The organism is Streptomyces sp. NPDC037273, assembly GCF_055603625.1.
The window spans coordinates 327,868-342,658 of the sequence record NZ_JBVJVO010000004.1 but is presented as its reverse complement, the minus strand read 5'-3'; the positions used below and the strand labels follow the sequence as shown (position 1 = coordinate 342,658).

General features: G+C 68.4%; 11 protein-coding genes and 1 pseudogene. 8 read left to right on the top strand and 4 right to left on the bottom strand.

Annotation, left to right across the window (positions count from 1 at the left end):
* Positions 1-72: 72 nt before the first annotated feature.
* Positions 73-1,695, bottom strand: coding sequence for a sodium:solute symporter family transporter (locus ACZ7G1_RS13760; RefSeq protein ID WP_470871265.1), 1,623 nt, complete (start codon positions 1,693-1,695; stop codon positions 73-75).
* A gap of 625 nt (positions 1,696-2,320) precedes the next feature.
* Between ACZ7G1_RS13760 and ACZ7G1_RS13755 the strand changes: the two genes are divergently transcribed.
* The gene (locus ACZ7G1_RS13755; protein WP_470871267.1) at positions 2,321-4,480 is read left to right on the top strand and encodes an ATP-binding SpoIIE family protein phosphatase; all 2,160 of its coding nucleotides are present in this window, start codon (positions 2,321-2,323) and stop codon (positions 4,478-4,480) included.
* 581 nt (positions 4,481-5,061) lie between these two features.
* Here ACZ7G1_RS13755 and ACZ7G1_RS13750 read toward each other — a convergent pair.
* Positions 5,062-5,682, bottom strand: a complete 621-nt coding sequence (locus ACZ7G1_RS13750) for a TetR/AcrR family transcriptional regulator (RefSeq protein WP_017241827.1) — start codon at positions 5,680-5,682, stop codon at positions 5,062-5,064.
* A gap of 282 nt (positions 5,683-5,964) precedes the next feature.
* Here ACZ7G1_RS13750 and ACZ7G1_RS13745 point away from each other — a divergent pair, with 282 nt between their 5' ends.
* Positions 5,965-6,867, top strand: coding sequence for an FAD-dependent oxidoreductase (locus tag ACZ7G1_RS13745; protein ID WP_470871269.1), 903 nt, complete (start codon positions 5,965-5,967; stop codon positions 6,865-6,867).
* Positions 6,868-6,894: 27 nt separating this feature from the next.
* Positions 6,895-7,203, top strand: coding sequence for a hypothetical protein (locus ACZ7G1_RS13740; protein WP_385554694.1), 309 nt, complete (start codon positions 6,895-6,897; stop codon positions 7,201-7,203).
* Between the two features lie 190 nt (positions 7,204-7,393).
* Here the strand turns inward: ACZ7G1_RS13740 and ACZ7G1_RS13735 are convergent, their stop codons facing one another.
* A complete protein-coding gene (locus ACZ7G1_RS13735; protein WP_452909517.1) occupies positions 7,394-8,083 on the bottom strand; it encodes a DUF1345 domain-containing protein in 690 nt (229 codons plus the stop codon).
* A 291-nt stretch (positions 8,084-8,374) separates the two neighbouring features.
* Here ACZ7G1_RS13735 and ACZ7G1_RS13730 point away from each other — a divergent pair, with 291 nt between their 5' ends.
* The 5 genes and pseudogenes from ACZ7G1_RS13730 to ACZ7G1_RS13710 all read left to right on the top strand — a co-directional run.
* Positions 8,375-9,265, top strand: a complete 891-nt coding sequence (locus ACZ7G1_RS13730) for an MBL fold metallo-hydrolase (RefSeq protein ID WP_471204113.1) — start codon at positions 8,375-8,377, stop codon at positions 9,263-9,265.
* A 108-nt stretch (positions 9,266-9,373) separates the two neighbouring features.
* Positions 9,374-10,729: a flavin monoamine oxidase family protein gene (locus tag ACZ7G1_RS13725; protein ID WP_470871273.1), complete on the top strand. Its 1,356-nt coding sequence runs from the start codon at positions 9,374-9,376 to the stop codon at positions 10,727-10,729.
* Between the two features lie 174 nt (positions 10,730-10,903).
* Entirely contained in the window at positions 10,904-12,127 is a 1,224-nt protein-coding gene (locus tag ACZ7G1_RS13720; RefSeq protein WP_385554689.1) for a cation:proton antiporter domain-containing protein, read from the top strand.
* A gap of 10 nt (positions 12,128-12,137) precedes the next feature.
* Positions 12,138-12,335, top strand: coding sequence for a hypothetical protein (locus ACZ7G1_RS13715; RefSeq protein ID WP_470871276.1), 198 nt, complete (start codon positions 12,138-12,140; stop codon positions 12,333-12,335).
* A gap of 471 nt (positions 12,336-12,806) precedes the next feature.
* A pseudogene (locus ACZ7G1_RS13710) lies at positions 12,807-12,991 on the top strand (CorA family divalent cation transporter); the annotation flags it as partial.
* Between the two features lie 467 nt (positions 12,992-13,458).
* Here the strand turns inward: ACZ7G1_RS13710 and ACZ7G1_RS13705 are convergent.
* On the bottom strand, positions 13,459-14,772 hold the full coding sequence (locus ACZ7G1_RS13705) for an MFS transporter (protein WP_470871278.1): 1,314 nt from the start codon (positions 14,770-14,772) through the stop codon (positions 13,459-13,461).
* Positions 14,773-14,791 lie beyond the last annotated feature (19 nt).

Sequence of the window (14,791 nt, the reverse complement as noted above, 5' to 3'; positions counted from 1 at the left end):
CCGAGGTGACCGGACCCGGCGCCCGGCAGTCCGCCGCCTCTTACGTGAGAACGGGCACGGCCGGCGAACAGATCACCACCCGGTTCTCTCTGCCTCCACCCGGTCGTGACCGGGATTTCGAGAATCCCCCTCCTCCCGCCGGGTCGGCCTCCTGCTGCCGAGCCATCCGAGGAGGAAAGCCACCGGGACGGAGAACAGACCGGGAGTGTGGAAGGGGTACCAGTCGAACGCCGCTTCCGGCCACAGTGCGTAGTCGGTGCCGGAGACCACGGGTGAGCAGAACGTGAGTACCGTGCAGAGGAACAGCCCGCCGTAGACCGACCACGACAGCCCTCGGCGGTTGAACCCCGGCCAGTAGAAGGAGTAGACGAGCGCGGGGAAGACGCACGTCGCCGCGACGCTCAGCGAGAAGGTGACCAGGAACTCGACGGGGTACTGGCTGACGGCGACGGACAGCGCCAGCCCGCCCACACAAAGGGCGACGACGACCGAGCGAAGAGCCCGGATCTCGCCCTGATCCGTGAGGGGGCGGCCGTTCCTGACGATGACGTCACGTGTGAGGGAGACGGCGGCGGCGAAGGTCACGCTGGTCACCGCTGTCAGCACGGCGAGGAAGGCGAGGCACGCCATCACGGTGATGAGGACCACGCGTGCCGTCGACGCCCGATCGAGGACGCCGGATGCGAGCAGGATCGGGGCCCCCTGACCGTTCGCGTCGACCCCACCGATCACCTCGCTGCCGACCACGGCCGCCGCCGCGAATCCGACCGTGATCAGGAGGAGGTAGAAGGCACCCGTGAGACCCACCGCGATGCTCGTGGACCGGCGTGCGCACCACCCGTTCCGCGCGGCGGCGACACGGAGGATCAGGTGGGGCATCATCGCCGTGCCGAGGACGACGACGATGTGGTCACTGATCGTGTTCACAGGGCCGAGGCCCGCCGTGTGCGCCCAGAGCCCCCTGCTCAGATACGCGTCCGGATCCGTGCTCTGTTCCACCGCGGCCGAGAGCAGGGCGCCCGGGCTCCACGAGAACTTTCGCAGGGCGAGCAGGGCGACCACCGCGAGCGTCACCAGCGTGACAGGTACCTTGACGACCTGCACGAAGCTGGTGCCCCTCAGGTCCGCCACCCCCGCGAAGCAGGCGACGAGGCAACCCATCAGCACCGTGCAGAGCACCTGGGCCGCGTTGCTCGACATGCCGAGCAGGAGGGCCGCGCTGATGCCGGCGGCCCGTAGCTGGACGATGAGCAGGGGGATCGTGATGACGAGCGTCACCACTGCTGCCGCCGTGCGCGGTCCCCGGCCCGACGCGCGCAGGGAGAACAGGCCGCCGAGCGTGTAGTGCCCGCTGGCACGGATCCTCCCCGCGAGGAGGAGCAGCGCACCGAGCGCGAGGACGCTGTCGACGGCAGAGGCGAACCCGTCGTAACCGAAGAGGGCGATCGCCCCCGAGATCGCGAACAGGGCGACGACCGTGATGAACTCACCTGCCAGGGCGAAGCCGTTGAAGACCGGCGAGAGGGACCGGTCGGCAACGTAGAGGTTCTCCGGACGGTCGTCCTGGCTCGCGAGGGTGAAGACCCACAGCAGGCACAGGCCGATGAAGACCAGGAAGGCACTGATCACGGAAGCCCGGGCGGCCGAGCCGACGGGGTCGAGTACGCCCGAACTCAGGAGGAGCGGAGTCGTCACCGGGTCACCGCCCGGACTCTCGCGTGGAGGACGTACTCACAGGACCGGCGTGGGACCGGCCGGAAGCCAGGGGCTGCTCGGCGGGATCGCACAGCCACGTCGACCGGTCCTCGTACCACCCCACGGCAGCGAGGAAGACACCGAGTTGCAGGATTCCCCCCATGAGGCCGAACGTGAGCCGCCCGTACACGTGGGTCCCGGAAAGGGTTGTGGAGCAGGACAGTACGACACCTGTGGCGAGGGGCACTGCGTTGGCGACCAGGAATGCTCGCCGGACGCGCCGCGCGGCACCGTCGGCGTCGCGTGTCGGTGCGGGCGGACCGCCGGGCGGAGCCTGAACGAAAGGGAAGCGCACGGAAGCCTCCGGGCAGCGAGGGTGCGGGTGGGGTGACGGCCCGGGTCCCACCGTGGCCCGCGTCGGGCGTTGCTGGTCCGGGTGGCCCCCGCAGCCGACCTGTTGGGCCGGGGTGCTGGAGAGGCAGGCACGGCTGACCGTACAATCGAAACCGATGCCGAATCGATTTCGAGTTTACGCATGGTTGATCGCGGTCCGTCAATTGCCCCCGCCCCCTGACCGCCACCTCACCCGGTGGCAGGCGGCCGCACCTTTCCGGACAATGCCACTATGAGGACCGATGTCGACGCGCTCCTCCGGCGTCTGGCTCAGGAGCTCAGGCCACGGACAGACGAGTCGGTCGACGCCATGCTGCGGTACACCCGCAGCAGGCTTCCCGAGCCCTGGAAGTACGAGGAGATCACGGCCCTCGCGGCCGAGGAGACGGCCGGTCACGTCGTCACGTTTCTGGCCGTGCTCGAGCACGGCCTCGACGCGGCAGAGGTCGCGGCGTCCCCCCAGTCCGTGGAGCTCGCCCGGCGGTTCGCCCGGAACGGGGTGCCGATCAGCACGCTCCTGCGCGGCTACCGGCTCGGCCATGTTGCTCTGCTCCGGCTGATCCAGGCCGAGGTCCCCGCGCTCACCGATGATCCGGAGCTGGTCAACGCCGCGGCACTACGGCTGATGGAGGCAGGTTTCGCGTACGTGGACCGCAGTTCCACGCACATCGTCACGGCCTACCAGGAGGAACGCGACCGCCGACTGCAGCGGCGGCTCATCCTGACCAACGAGGCAGGCCGACGCATCGGAACCACGCTCGACATCGGCCGTACCTGCCAGGAACTGGTGGACGTCGGCGGCGAAGGCTTCGCCGACTTCACCACCGTAGACCTCCTCGCCTCCGTCCTCGACGACGAGGACGCGTCGCCACCGTCGGAGCCGTCACCGCTCCGCCGCGTCGCCCAGCGGTCCGTACCGGACGACGGCACCACGGAGTTCACCGTACCGACCGGACGGACACACAGCTACCCGGCGGAATCGGAGCCGGCCCGTGCACTGGCGACCGGCACGCCCGTACTACGCCGCGTCGGGGCATCCGACGCCTCGTACGACGCAAGCGGAGGCCACCCGCGCGGTGAGTTCCACTCGGCCATGCTGCTTCCCCTGGCGGCCCGTGGGGAGACACTGGGCCTCGCCCAGTTCTTCCGTACGGGAAGCAGCGCGCCCTTCGACGAGGACGATCTCCTCCTCGCCCAGGAGATCGCAGCCAGAGCGGCGGTGTCCATCGACAACGCCCGCCGGTACACCAACGAACGTTCCACCGCGCTCACCCTCCAGCGGAGCCTGCTGCCGCGGCACACGGTGGAGCAGTCCGCCGTCGTCGCGGCCTCCCGCTATCTGCCCAGTGGCTCCCGCGCCGGCGTGGGCGGCGACTGGTACGACGTGATCCCTCTGTCCGGAGCCCGAGTGGCCCTCGTCGTGGGCGATGTCGTCGGACGCGGACTGCGCGCCGCCGCCACGATGGGCCGCCTCCGCATGGCGGTGCGTGCCTTCGCCGACATCGACCTGATGCCCGACGAACTTCTCACGCACCTGGACGACGTGGTCATCCGCCTCCAGCACGAGGAGGGGGAGGATGCGGGCGAGACCAGCGCCACCTGCCTTTACGCGGTCTACGACCCCGTCTCCCGCGTGTGCTCGCTGGCCAGCGCCGGACACGTCCTGCCGGCCGTGGCCACTCCCCCGGACCGCGAGGGCGACACCTCCGGCTCCCGGTCCGTCGAGTTCCCGGAGATGCCGATCGGCCCGCCGCTGGGCCTGGGGGGACTCCCCTTCGAGACCGTGCAGTTCGAACTGGCAGAGGGGAGCCTGCTGGTCCTGTTCACCGACGGCCTCATCCAGAGCCGTACACGCGACGTCGACACCGCTCGCGAGCTGCTGCGCGACGTCCTCACCCAGGAGTCCGAGTCACCGGACGAGGTCTGCGACCGACTGATCGCCGCACTGTTGCCCCAGCGCCCCGTCGACGACATCGCCCTCCTGGTGGCCCGCACCATGTCGCTCGACGCGGACCACGTGGCAACCCTCGACCTCCCCTCGGACCCGGCTGCCGTGGCCGGGGCGCGCCGCTTCGCCTCCGACACGCTGACCGCTTGGGGCCTCGACGAGCTGTCCTTCACCACCGAGCTCATCGTCAGTGAACTCGTGACGAACGCGATCCGCTACGGCAAGAGCCCGATCCGACTGCGGATGATCCTTCAGTCCACGCTGACCTGCGAGGTCTTCGACGCCAACAGCACCGCCCCACACCTACGACGCGCCCGTACATACGACGAGGGCGGCCGCGGACTGCTCCTCGTCGCCCAGTTCGCCAAGCGCTGGGGCACACGGCACGGCCGCGAGGGGAAGGTGATCTGGGCGGAGCAGGCCCTGCTCGTGGGCGATCTTTGAGGGCGCCTTGGAGCACGGTGGGCGAGGGGCAGGGATGCTCGCGGGGAGGGGCAGCATGTCCAGTGGAAGTCATGACCGGCGGGACCTTGACGGAATCCGCCCTAGAACTAAACTCGAAATCAATTCCACATTGAGTCTTGCCGCAGCCTTCGAGCCAGACCGCGACAGGGATCTCGCCCGCTCGAAGGCGTCGGCAAGACGGAGAATGCGATGACGTGCCGCACTCGCGGGCTCATCGCGCCACCAAGTCGTCGAGTCGGTGCGCCAGGGACGCCCCCGGCTCGACCCTGACCAGGGCATCGCCTCGACCTCGCACCTGGGAGGTCAGGTCATGGCGATGCCCTGGTCACCCACCGACACCGCGCCTGCCGATACGCAGCCGTCGCGATGCCGTCGGCGGGCACCGAGCGCATCGGCGGGCCGGATCCACTGGGCGATATCGAGACGGACACGGCATACGACGCCCTACCGGAGGGCCGGGCCGTCCGAGCCCGGCGAGCACGCCCCGAAGGAGGGCACAAACAGCCGCCACGCCCCGTCGTCACGCGGCGCGACTCGCTCGCGTGACGCGGATCGCCCGATCAGACGGCGTAGGTCTCGAGGTACGCGGTCACCATGCGGCGCGCTTCGTCGATCGTGACGTCGTCGCCAGTCGGCGATTGCCGATACGCGATGTCGAAGAGACGATTGCCCACCTCGAAGGCGAGGTGCAGGACGAGCCGGGGAGTGTCGGCCGACAGCAGCCCCCGCTCCACAAGAAGGCGCCAGAGCCGGTCAGCCTGCGCCGCGTCGAATTCTCGCACCAGGTCGCTGACCATCTCGTTGCGACCCGCGAACCACAGCTCGACACAGCTGCGATGCGCGCGGAAATAGTCGCGCATCGGGTCGATGACGACGTCAGCGGCCTCTCTCAGCGTGGGCAGCTCGGAGCTTTCCAGGGCGGTGGTGATGAGCTCCTCGACCGCCTGCAGATGTCGACGCAGGAGCTCGGCGTCGACCTGATGTCGGTCGGAGAAGTAGTGGTACATCGAGGCGATCGGGATGCCCGCCCGCTCACCGACAGCCTTCAGGGTGGCCGCCTCATAGCCCTGCTCGCAGAGCAGCTCCTCGGCGGCGTCCAGGATGGCCCGCCTCCGTTCCATGCCGCGACGCTGCACAGCCGGACGAGCCACCGCCTGGGCTGTCAACTTTTTCTCGAACACAATTCGAGATCGTATCAGCCGCACCTGTCGATCGCCCTCGCGCGAGGGCGGCGGCACGCGGGAGCAGGACCACTCCTGACGCCACAACCTCAATCCCGGCTTGACCGCGCACGAGCCTAAAATTAAAGTCGAATCGAGTTCGAGTTTTACCTCGACAGAGACCCCCTCCGGGTCCCTGTCACCACAGCATCACTCTCAGGTCCTCGCCCTCGCTGCCGTTCGGCAGCCACGAAGCGGCCGCAAACCCGTCTCAGGGCCTGTCCAGAAATGAGATGAACACGAATGACTAACCACACCGAGCGTGACGTTGCGGTGATCGGCAACGGGCTCATGGGATCGTCGATCGCCCGAGCGTTGGCACAGTCCGGTTGGACGGTGACCGCGTACGACCCGGACAAGGCACGCGCTCGGGCCCTGGCCACCGAGCTGCCGGGAATCGAGGCCGAGGCGGACCTTGAAACGGCGGTCGCGTCCGCCCGTCTGATCCTGACCTGCGCCCCGTCCTACGAATCCGTGCTCCAAAGCCTGGAGTGTGTCGGGGACTGGAACGGCAAGACACTTCTCAACACGGGAACGAGTTCGACGGACGAGTCGAAGAACGCCGGTTCATGGGCCGTCGAGAAGGGCGTCCCCTACCTGGACGCCGCGATCCTCTGCTTCCCCCAGGACATCGGCACCGAACGCGGCTACGTGCTCTTCTCGGGGAGCCCCGAGGCCTGGGCGGAGCACGAGAAGCTGCTCGCCGCACTCGGTCCGGCGATGCGGTTCGTCTCCGACCAGGTGCAGGCCGCGAGCGCGGTCGACCTCACGATCGTCGGCGGAGTGTACGTTGCCGCGCTGGCCGCCTACGTCGACGCCGTGGCCTATGCCCAGAGCCAGGGCGTTCCGGGTGATGTCCTCGGCGAGGCCACCGACAAGGTTCTCGCGGCGCTGAAGGACGCGGCCGGGGAGGCCGTGGCGGCGATCGGCAGCGGCGATTTCACGACGGACCAGGCCACGCTCTCGGTGTTCACCCATGGAGGCGAGACCTGCGTCGACGGCATGAGGGGTGCCGGCTTCCACGCGAATGTGCTGGCGGCCGCCGTGGGCAATCTCAAGACGGCCGAGGCTGCGGGGCTGGGCCAGAAGAGCTTCTACGCCCTCGCGCAGGTCGCCACGGGCGACCCCGCCAGCCGGCAGCACTAGCAAAAAACCATTCGGGAGAGCACCTTCATGACCGACGACGTCTGCGGCTCTACCCGCCACATCCCCCTTCAGGGATATTCCGGCAGAGCACGGTCGTGGCAGAAGGCGAGCTGGAGCCGGGTTCTCCGTGAGGCAAGCGTGGGGAGCCTGATCATGCTCATACCCACCCTCCTCTTCGGGTTCTTCATGTCCTGGGAGATCGGCATGGCCATCGTCCTGGCGACGGCGACATCGGTGACCCTTTCCTCAATCTCGTTCTCCCTCAGGGGGCATACGTTCGAGTGTGCGGTCAAGAAGGGCATCATTCTGACACTGGGGTGGTGGGAGCGGATCTGAGGAACAGCCCGTCGCCCATGCAGGAAGGCCTCAGGTCGGCATTCCAGCCGTAACGTCGGGGCTCGGCGCAAGTAGCCGTGGCCGTGAGCGCACCCACAGCGAACGGGAGTTCGGACATGGCCTGACAGAGCGTCACGAGTGGGGTCATGAAGTGGGCGTGGCGCGCCGCCAGAACAAGGCCTGGTGCTGGTCAGACGCTGTCCAGAGCGGAGACGAGGCTGGCCACCGTGACGGTGTTGAAGACGAAGGCGATGCACGCGTTGACCGTCACCGTCCGACGCATCTCCCGGGACAGCACGGTGACGTCGGTCGTACCGAACGTCGTCATGACCGAGAAGGCGAAATAGACGTAGTCGCTCCAGATCGGGGGCTCCTCGCCGGGGACCTCCAGCGCCCGCTCACCCTCCAGGAGATTGTCGGCCTGGAAGGCGACCGCGAAGGACACGGCGACACAGATCCAGGCGACGGCGACCAGGGTGAGCGCCACCACCGCCCGAGCGACCGGTTCGAACGAGGAGCCGATGTGCCCGGGCCGCCACACCACAGCCACCACAAGCGCCGCCGCAGCGATGAAGATGGAGACTCCCGGTCCGGGGGCCGTCCCGTACACGTACCGCTGGAGCCACGTACCCCGTGTCTCCCGGCCTGCCCAGTTGCGTACGCGCTCGGGAGAGGCGGTCGAGAAGGCGATCACCGTGATCAGGAGATAGGGGAAGAGATAGGCAAGCAGCAGCAAGACGCACACGTCCGCCACCGACATCTGCGCCCAGCCGCGGTCAAGGCCGAGGAGGAGCACAGCCGTGCCCACCGCAATGAGGCCGCTCACCGCCGACCGGCGACGCTCGGAGAGCCACTGATTCCGGCTACGCCTCTCGGACACAGACGAACTCCTCGGGAAACGCGGCTGCCGACCTGGTCGGAGCCCGACGCTACGGCATCGTGTCGCCCCGTCGACGCATCGCTGTGGAGTGTCGTCGGGTGCGGGCGCCAGCGGTTCCGGACCGCCCCTGCGGACGATGTCGATCGGCAAGATCCTCAAGCAGGGCCTTGCCCGACACCCTCGATCCGACCGCGACGCGTACCACCGCTTCGGTGCGACGCAGCCGGCCATGCGGTCCGGTCGCCTGCTCATTTCGATCACTGCGCCACTCGCGGACAAGGAGTGCCCACTTTGCTCACGACGGGATACACAGAAGCGGAGTTCGGCGGAGTCACCGTACTGATCGGCGCCGAGCGAGGTGCCTACCCGTACGCCAACTCCATCCTCGTACGCGGCAGCGCCGAGACACTGGTCATCGACCCGTCGCTGTCGCTCGTCGACTCGGCACCACCCGCAGACATAGTCCTCGTGAGCCACGCACACGAGGACCACGTCGCAGGCCTCGGCGGCTACGAGGTGCCCGTCCGTATCCACGAGAAGGACCTCGCCGCCCTGCGATCTCGCAGAGTCATGGCCGCCGGCTACGGCCTCCCACCGGAAGCCACTGAGCAGACCGAGACGATGCTCCGCGACCAGTTCCACGTCCGGGACCGCAACAACGCGACGGGGTTCACCGACGGAACCGTGTTCGACCTCGGCGGTCGCACGGTGACGGTCGTGCACCTGCCCGGCCACACGGCCGGCCACTGCGGTTTCCTGATCGAGCCGGACGGATTCCTCTTCGTGGCAGACATCGACCTGACGTCGTTCGGTCCCTATTACGGAGACGTCGGCAGCAGCCTCACCGACTTCGAGGCGTCCATGCGGCGCTGCAGGGCGATCGACGCCCGGTGGTACGGCACGGCCCACCAGCGGGGCGTGATCGAAGGTGCCACCGAGTTCTCGGAGCGCCTCGACGCATTCGCCGGCGTGATGGCGAAGCGCGACGCGACCCTCCTGACGTTCCTCTCCGAACCCCGGACCGTCGACGAGATGGCCGATCGCCGCCTGGTCTACGGCTCTCACGTCGAAGGCGCCCACGTGCTGCCGGTCGAGCGCCGAACCGCGGCGCAACACCTGAGCCGATTGGTCGGCGCGGGCCGCGTCGCGGAGGTCGAACCAGGACGGTTCCGCGCCACGTGACGCCCACACGTCCTCCGGGTGTACTGGCGCCGCCTGCTCGCATATTCTCGAATACGAGTCGACTTTCATTCTTAGCGCAGTGAAGAACGGTACAAGGAGTCGCTAGTCATGGCCGCAGTGGAAGACAGTGACGAGGAGACCTGCGACGTCGTGGTCGTCGGCGCGGGAATGTCTGGCCTGATGGCGGCCACGACGCTCGCGGACAGGGCGGACGTCGTGGTACTCGAAGCGGCGGATCGGTCGGGGGGACGCGTCGAGACGGTCCGGAAGGGCGAGTACTGGATCAACGTCGGCACCCAGTTCACGGAGGGGACCGGGCCCTTGATCGACGCTCTCCATCGGCACGACATCGAGATGGGGTCCCTGGCCGACACGAGCGTGGCGCTTGTTCTCAACGGCGCACTGGTCGACACGTCCGACGTACTCGCCCTCATGTTCCGCACCCGCATGGGCTTCATGGATCGCGTCGGCATGGCCATGGTCGGTGCCCGCATCCTTGCCGCGGCCCCGTTCCTGGAATCGGACAGCCGCCTCGCGAAGAAGGTGCGCGCCGGGCTCGACGCGCGTCCCGCATCGGATCTCCTGCGCGGTGTCCGCTCCGAGCTGACCCGGACCATGGTCCGTTCGTGGTCAGGGCAGTGGATGGGGTGCGAGCCGGAGGAGACGGCGGCGACCCAGCTTGTGGTGTCGATCGGACTCGCTCTGACGGACCCGGCGAAGGTGCCGAACTTCGCCCTGCCGGCCGGTGGCAACCAGACCTTGACCGACATCCTGGCCGCCGACCTCGGCGAGCGTCTTCGGCTCGGGGCGACCGTCCGGACAGTGGAGGAGAGCGGGGACGGCGTCGTCGTGGATTACGTCGCGGCCGGCCGCTCGAAACGGATACGTGCGAAGCGCGCCATCGTCTCGGTTCCCAGCGACATCGCGCTGCAGATCCTTCCCGGACTTCCGACGACACATCGCAACGCGTTCGGCGACATCCGCTACGGGCGGTACGTGATCGTCGGATTCTTCACCGAAGAGGAGGGGCCTCAGCCCTGGGACGGGCTCCTCGCCGTGTCCACGCCGCAACTGTCCTTCCAGGCGATGTTCAACCACGCCGCCGCGCTACGTAAGAACGGTCCGCGGAAGCCGGGTGGTGCGCTGGCGTGTTTCGCCGGCGGCGCTTCGGCCGACGCGCTGTTCGACCTCTCCGACGAGGAGATCGTCGCCCGCTTCTCCAGGGATCTGCTCTCGGTCTACCCCCAGCTCGAAGAGAGACTCGGCGACGGGATCGTACGACGCCACCGCCGTGTGGTGCCGTTCTGGGCACCCCGGGGACGTGAGTCGCTGCCCACACTTCGCAACCCTCTCGGGCCGATCCATCTGGCCGGCGACTATCAGCTCGACATGCCGTCGCTCGCCGACGCAGCCACGTCGGGTGAGAACGCGGCGAAGGCGGTCCTGTCGGACCTGGGCCGCTGAACTCCACTCCGGGGCAAGGAGAACAGAGCAGGCGTCCCGGCCCCAGGGCCGAGAGCGGCGCACGCGGTGTGTCCGAGGCCGACGATCACCCATCACCTGTGAGGATGTCACCGTCGGCTTCGGCGTCACCCCACCTTGTCCTGCCTTCTGCCCACTCCCGCTCTGCGAGTCGCCGTGATCGCTCTCCTCGTCCTGCTGTCCCTGCTGTTCCTGTGGACCGTCGTGTCCGACCGGCTGGCACGGTGGAGCATCACCGCCCCGATCACCTTCGCCGCGGCCGGCGTTCTCCTCAGCGGACAGGACCACCCGGTCGTGCCGCTCGACGTGGACACCCACACGTTCCAGCGGGCCATCGAACTCGTCCTCGCGGTCATGCTGTTCACGGATGCCACCGAGGCGCGGGAATACGCCCGGCTGCGGGGTCCGGTCGGAGAGGGGCGGCTCCTCGGGATCGCCCTGCCGGCCTCCCTCCTGCTCGCCACCCTGGCGGGCGCCCTCGTCTTCCCCGGGAGGAGCTGGTGGCTCCTGGCAGTCGCGGCGCTCGTCGTCATGCCCATGGACCTCGCCCCGGTCCTGATGATCCTCCGGGACGAGCGCGTACCCCTGCGGGTGCGAGCGGCGCTCAACATCGAAGGCGGGTTCAACGACGGACTGATCTCGCCGCTCTTCGTCTTCTGCGTCGCCAACCTGGTCTCCGCCGAGGGCGACACGTTCGGCGACCTCCTCCTCAACGCCCTCAAGGGCGCGGTGTACGCGGCGATCATCGGCAGCGTCCTCGGGTTCCTGGCCTCCCAGGTGGTGCGCCGGGCGCTGGAGTCCGGGTGGGCCAAGCCCGCGAGCCTGCGCATGGCGGGGCTCGCCCTGCCGTTCCTGACGTACGCGGCTTCCGTGCTGGTCGAGGGCAACGGCTTCGTCGCGGCGTTCGTGGCGGGCCTCTGGTATGCGAACACCGTCTCCGTGATCGGGAGTGACTCCCTGACCCTGGTGGAGGACGTCAGCCATCTGCTGGCCCTGGCGGCCTGGTACGCCTTCGGCGCGCTGGCCGCCGAGGCGTTCGCCGACGGGATCGCGCTCCAGGTCCTCGCGTACGCGATCCTCGTACTGACCGTGGCCCGGTTCGTTCCGGTGATGGTGTCGCTCACCGGCACCGATTTCACCCGCCCCGAACGCGTCGCGATCGGCTGGCTCGGGCCACGCGGTGTCACCTCGATCGTCTTCGCGGTCCTTGCCTCCATCCAACTCCCGAAGGGAGAAGCGGACTTCGTGGTGAACGTGACCGCAGCGACGGTCCTGCTCAGCGTGGTCCTGCACGGGGTGTCGGCGGAACCGGTCGCCCGCTGGTTCGCTCGGCACCCGCAGCCCGAGGAGCGGGTGCCACCGCTGGGTCCCGGGCGATAGTCAGGCAGCCGTGTTCAGCACCGAGACCACGCCTGCCACGGCGATCGAGCTGCAGACGAACGCGATGACGGGCGTTCGCGGCCGCCGCCCGGCGTATCCCACTGGACAGAGCACCGTGACCTCGGTCGTCCCGGACAGCCTCATGACCTTTGCGGCGAAGTGCACGTACGTCACCCCAGACGAGTTCCTCACCGTACGGAATCTGTAGGACCTGCTCGCCCTCGACGAGATCGTCCGCGTAGAGAGCCAACGCGAAGGCGACGAACTCGCTCGATCGCGTCGCGGACGCTCAGCGAGCGCATTCAGCCGGGTCCACACCGGAGTACAGCCAGTACGAGCTGCCAGCGTGCCTGAGATCGTAGGGCCGCTTGGGCCCTGACCACCCTGCTCCTGCCGGCCCGGGGGCCTCCATGCCCAGGACCCACGCGCGCGCTCGGGGCCGATGACGATGAGTAGCGGTCTCGCAGGCACGAGGAAGTCAGCTCACCAGCGGTGATGTCACCCCGATCTGGCTGCTGCTGGGGAGAATCTGGGGAGAACGAAGGCGCCCTGGGGAGCGGCTGGGGAGAATCGACCGGCTAATACGGCGTCATCATGAAAGCCTTGGAAAGCTGCAAAGTCGCAGGCCAGCACACCTCGCACAGCCATCCGTGCAGGTCAGCGCGATAAAGGCGAGGACTTCTTGAAGATCTTCTCGTGGGCGGCGGTTCCCTTTGCTCCCACACTGGTGGGAACCATTTATGGCATGAACTTCGACTCCATGCCGGAGCTGCGCTGGGGCCTCAGGTACCCTTCGCCAGGGGCTTGATAGGGGTGGTAAGAGGCAGTTTGTACGTGATTTTCAAGCGGAGAGGCTGGCCGTAGCGGGCACCTGTCTCAAACACGCGCCGCGCACTGATTGCGCATACATCGCCGCGCAAACCACCCATACGGGGCGCTGGGGAGAAGTGATGCGAGTGATCTCCTCACCCTTCCCTGCATAGGCCCTCTGACCTGGCCTTTTTAGGGATCCGGAAGCGCTGGGGAGAACGTGGCTGTCAGCAGCACCTCACACCTACGCCATCAAACCCGTTCGCCATAGTTCGCCGCCCCTTGGGCGGCTCATCGATGTCGGGGTAAGTCACCGTGAGTGACAGCGGGCCGATTCCGACTCCGAAAAGGAAAGCGCGCCGTTGGGTAGCGCGAATCCGGCAGCTGGAGTCCGGGGGCCGCCCACCGTCGGTAAGGGGTTCTGGCCGAGTCGACGGGGCGGGCGGGCTGCCTGGCGCCGTGGATGCTCACGGAGCCCCCGACCTGGATCTGGCCCTGGCCCCATGCCGGTCGTAGACGCCCTACCCCAACGGCCGAGACCCGGTTCCGAGGCCGAGGCGTCGTGCGTCTCGGTCCGGCCGGAGGACTGCCAGCGCGAAGGCGCCGGCCGTGAGCATCACCGCGCCTGCGGTGAGGAAGGCGGTGGTGTAGCCGTCGGCCGGGGTGATGGCCGTGTCGATGAGGTGGCCGGTGAGAAACGGCGCGACGAGGCCGGGCAGGGTCCCGATGCCGGCAACGATGCCGAAGACCGCGCCCCGTTGGACGGGTGGGACGACCTCGGCCGTGGTCATGTAGTGGAGGGGGATGGCGATCGCGGTGCCGCCGAAGGCCAGCGCGATCAGCACGAGCCGCGGACCGGACGCGTCGACGAACGGGAACGCCGCCATCGCGCACCCCGCCACGCACACGGCGATGCTCTGCGCCGCACCGCTGGACCAACGGCTGCTCACGCCACGGGATTTCAGCGCGTCCACGAATGGGGAGACCGCGAGGAGCAGCACGAGGCCGAAGCCGGAGATGGCGCTGATGGCGGTCGCGGAGGCCGCCGCCGACATGTCGAGCTGCGTCCTGAGGTAGGCGGGCAGCCAGGCATGGCTGAGGGACAGGGCCCACGCCGCTCCGAAGGCGCTGGCGATGCTGCCGAGCACGGTGCCGGTCAGCAGGATCCTGCGGTACGGCAGCCGAAGCCCGCCGGAACCGGTGGCCGTGTGCTTGTGGTCGTACGGGCCGTCGTGGCCCACGCGCCACCAGACCAGCGCCCAGCAGGCGCTGACGACCGCGAGGACGGCGTAGGCCGAGCGCCAGCCGAAGCCGTCGATCAGCCAGGTGACCAAGGGTGCCGCGATCAGCGTGCCCAGGGCCGCGCCGCCGATCTGGAGGGCCGAGGGCAGGGCGCGGCGCTCGGGCGGGAACCATTTGTACAGGGCGTGCATGGACATGGAGGCCGCCGGGCCCTCGGCGGCGCCGAGCAGGATGCGGCCGGCCATCAGGGTCGGGACCGAGGCCACCACGAGGACCGGGAGCTGGGCCACGGCCCACACCACGGTCATGACGAACAACAGGACCCGGCTGGATATCCGCGTGGAGAGAAAGCCGACGAGGAGTCCGGAGACGCTGAACAGGAAGGAGAAGGAGCTGGAGATCAGGCCGTAGGTGCTGTTGCTGAGGCCGAGTTCCTCCATGATCGGAACGGCGGCGAGACCGAGGACCGACTTGTCGGCGAAGTTGACGATCATGAAGGCCACGATCATCGCCATGATCAGCCAGGCTCTGCGACGGTCGGCTGCCGGGGTGGCGATGTGCCGGGACTGCGGGGTGGCGGGACGGGGTGCCATGGGGCGACTCCTGCGGATG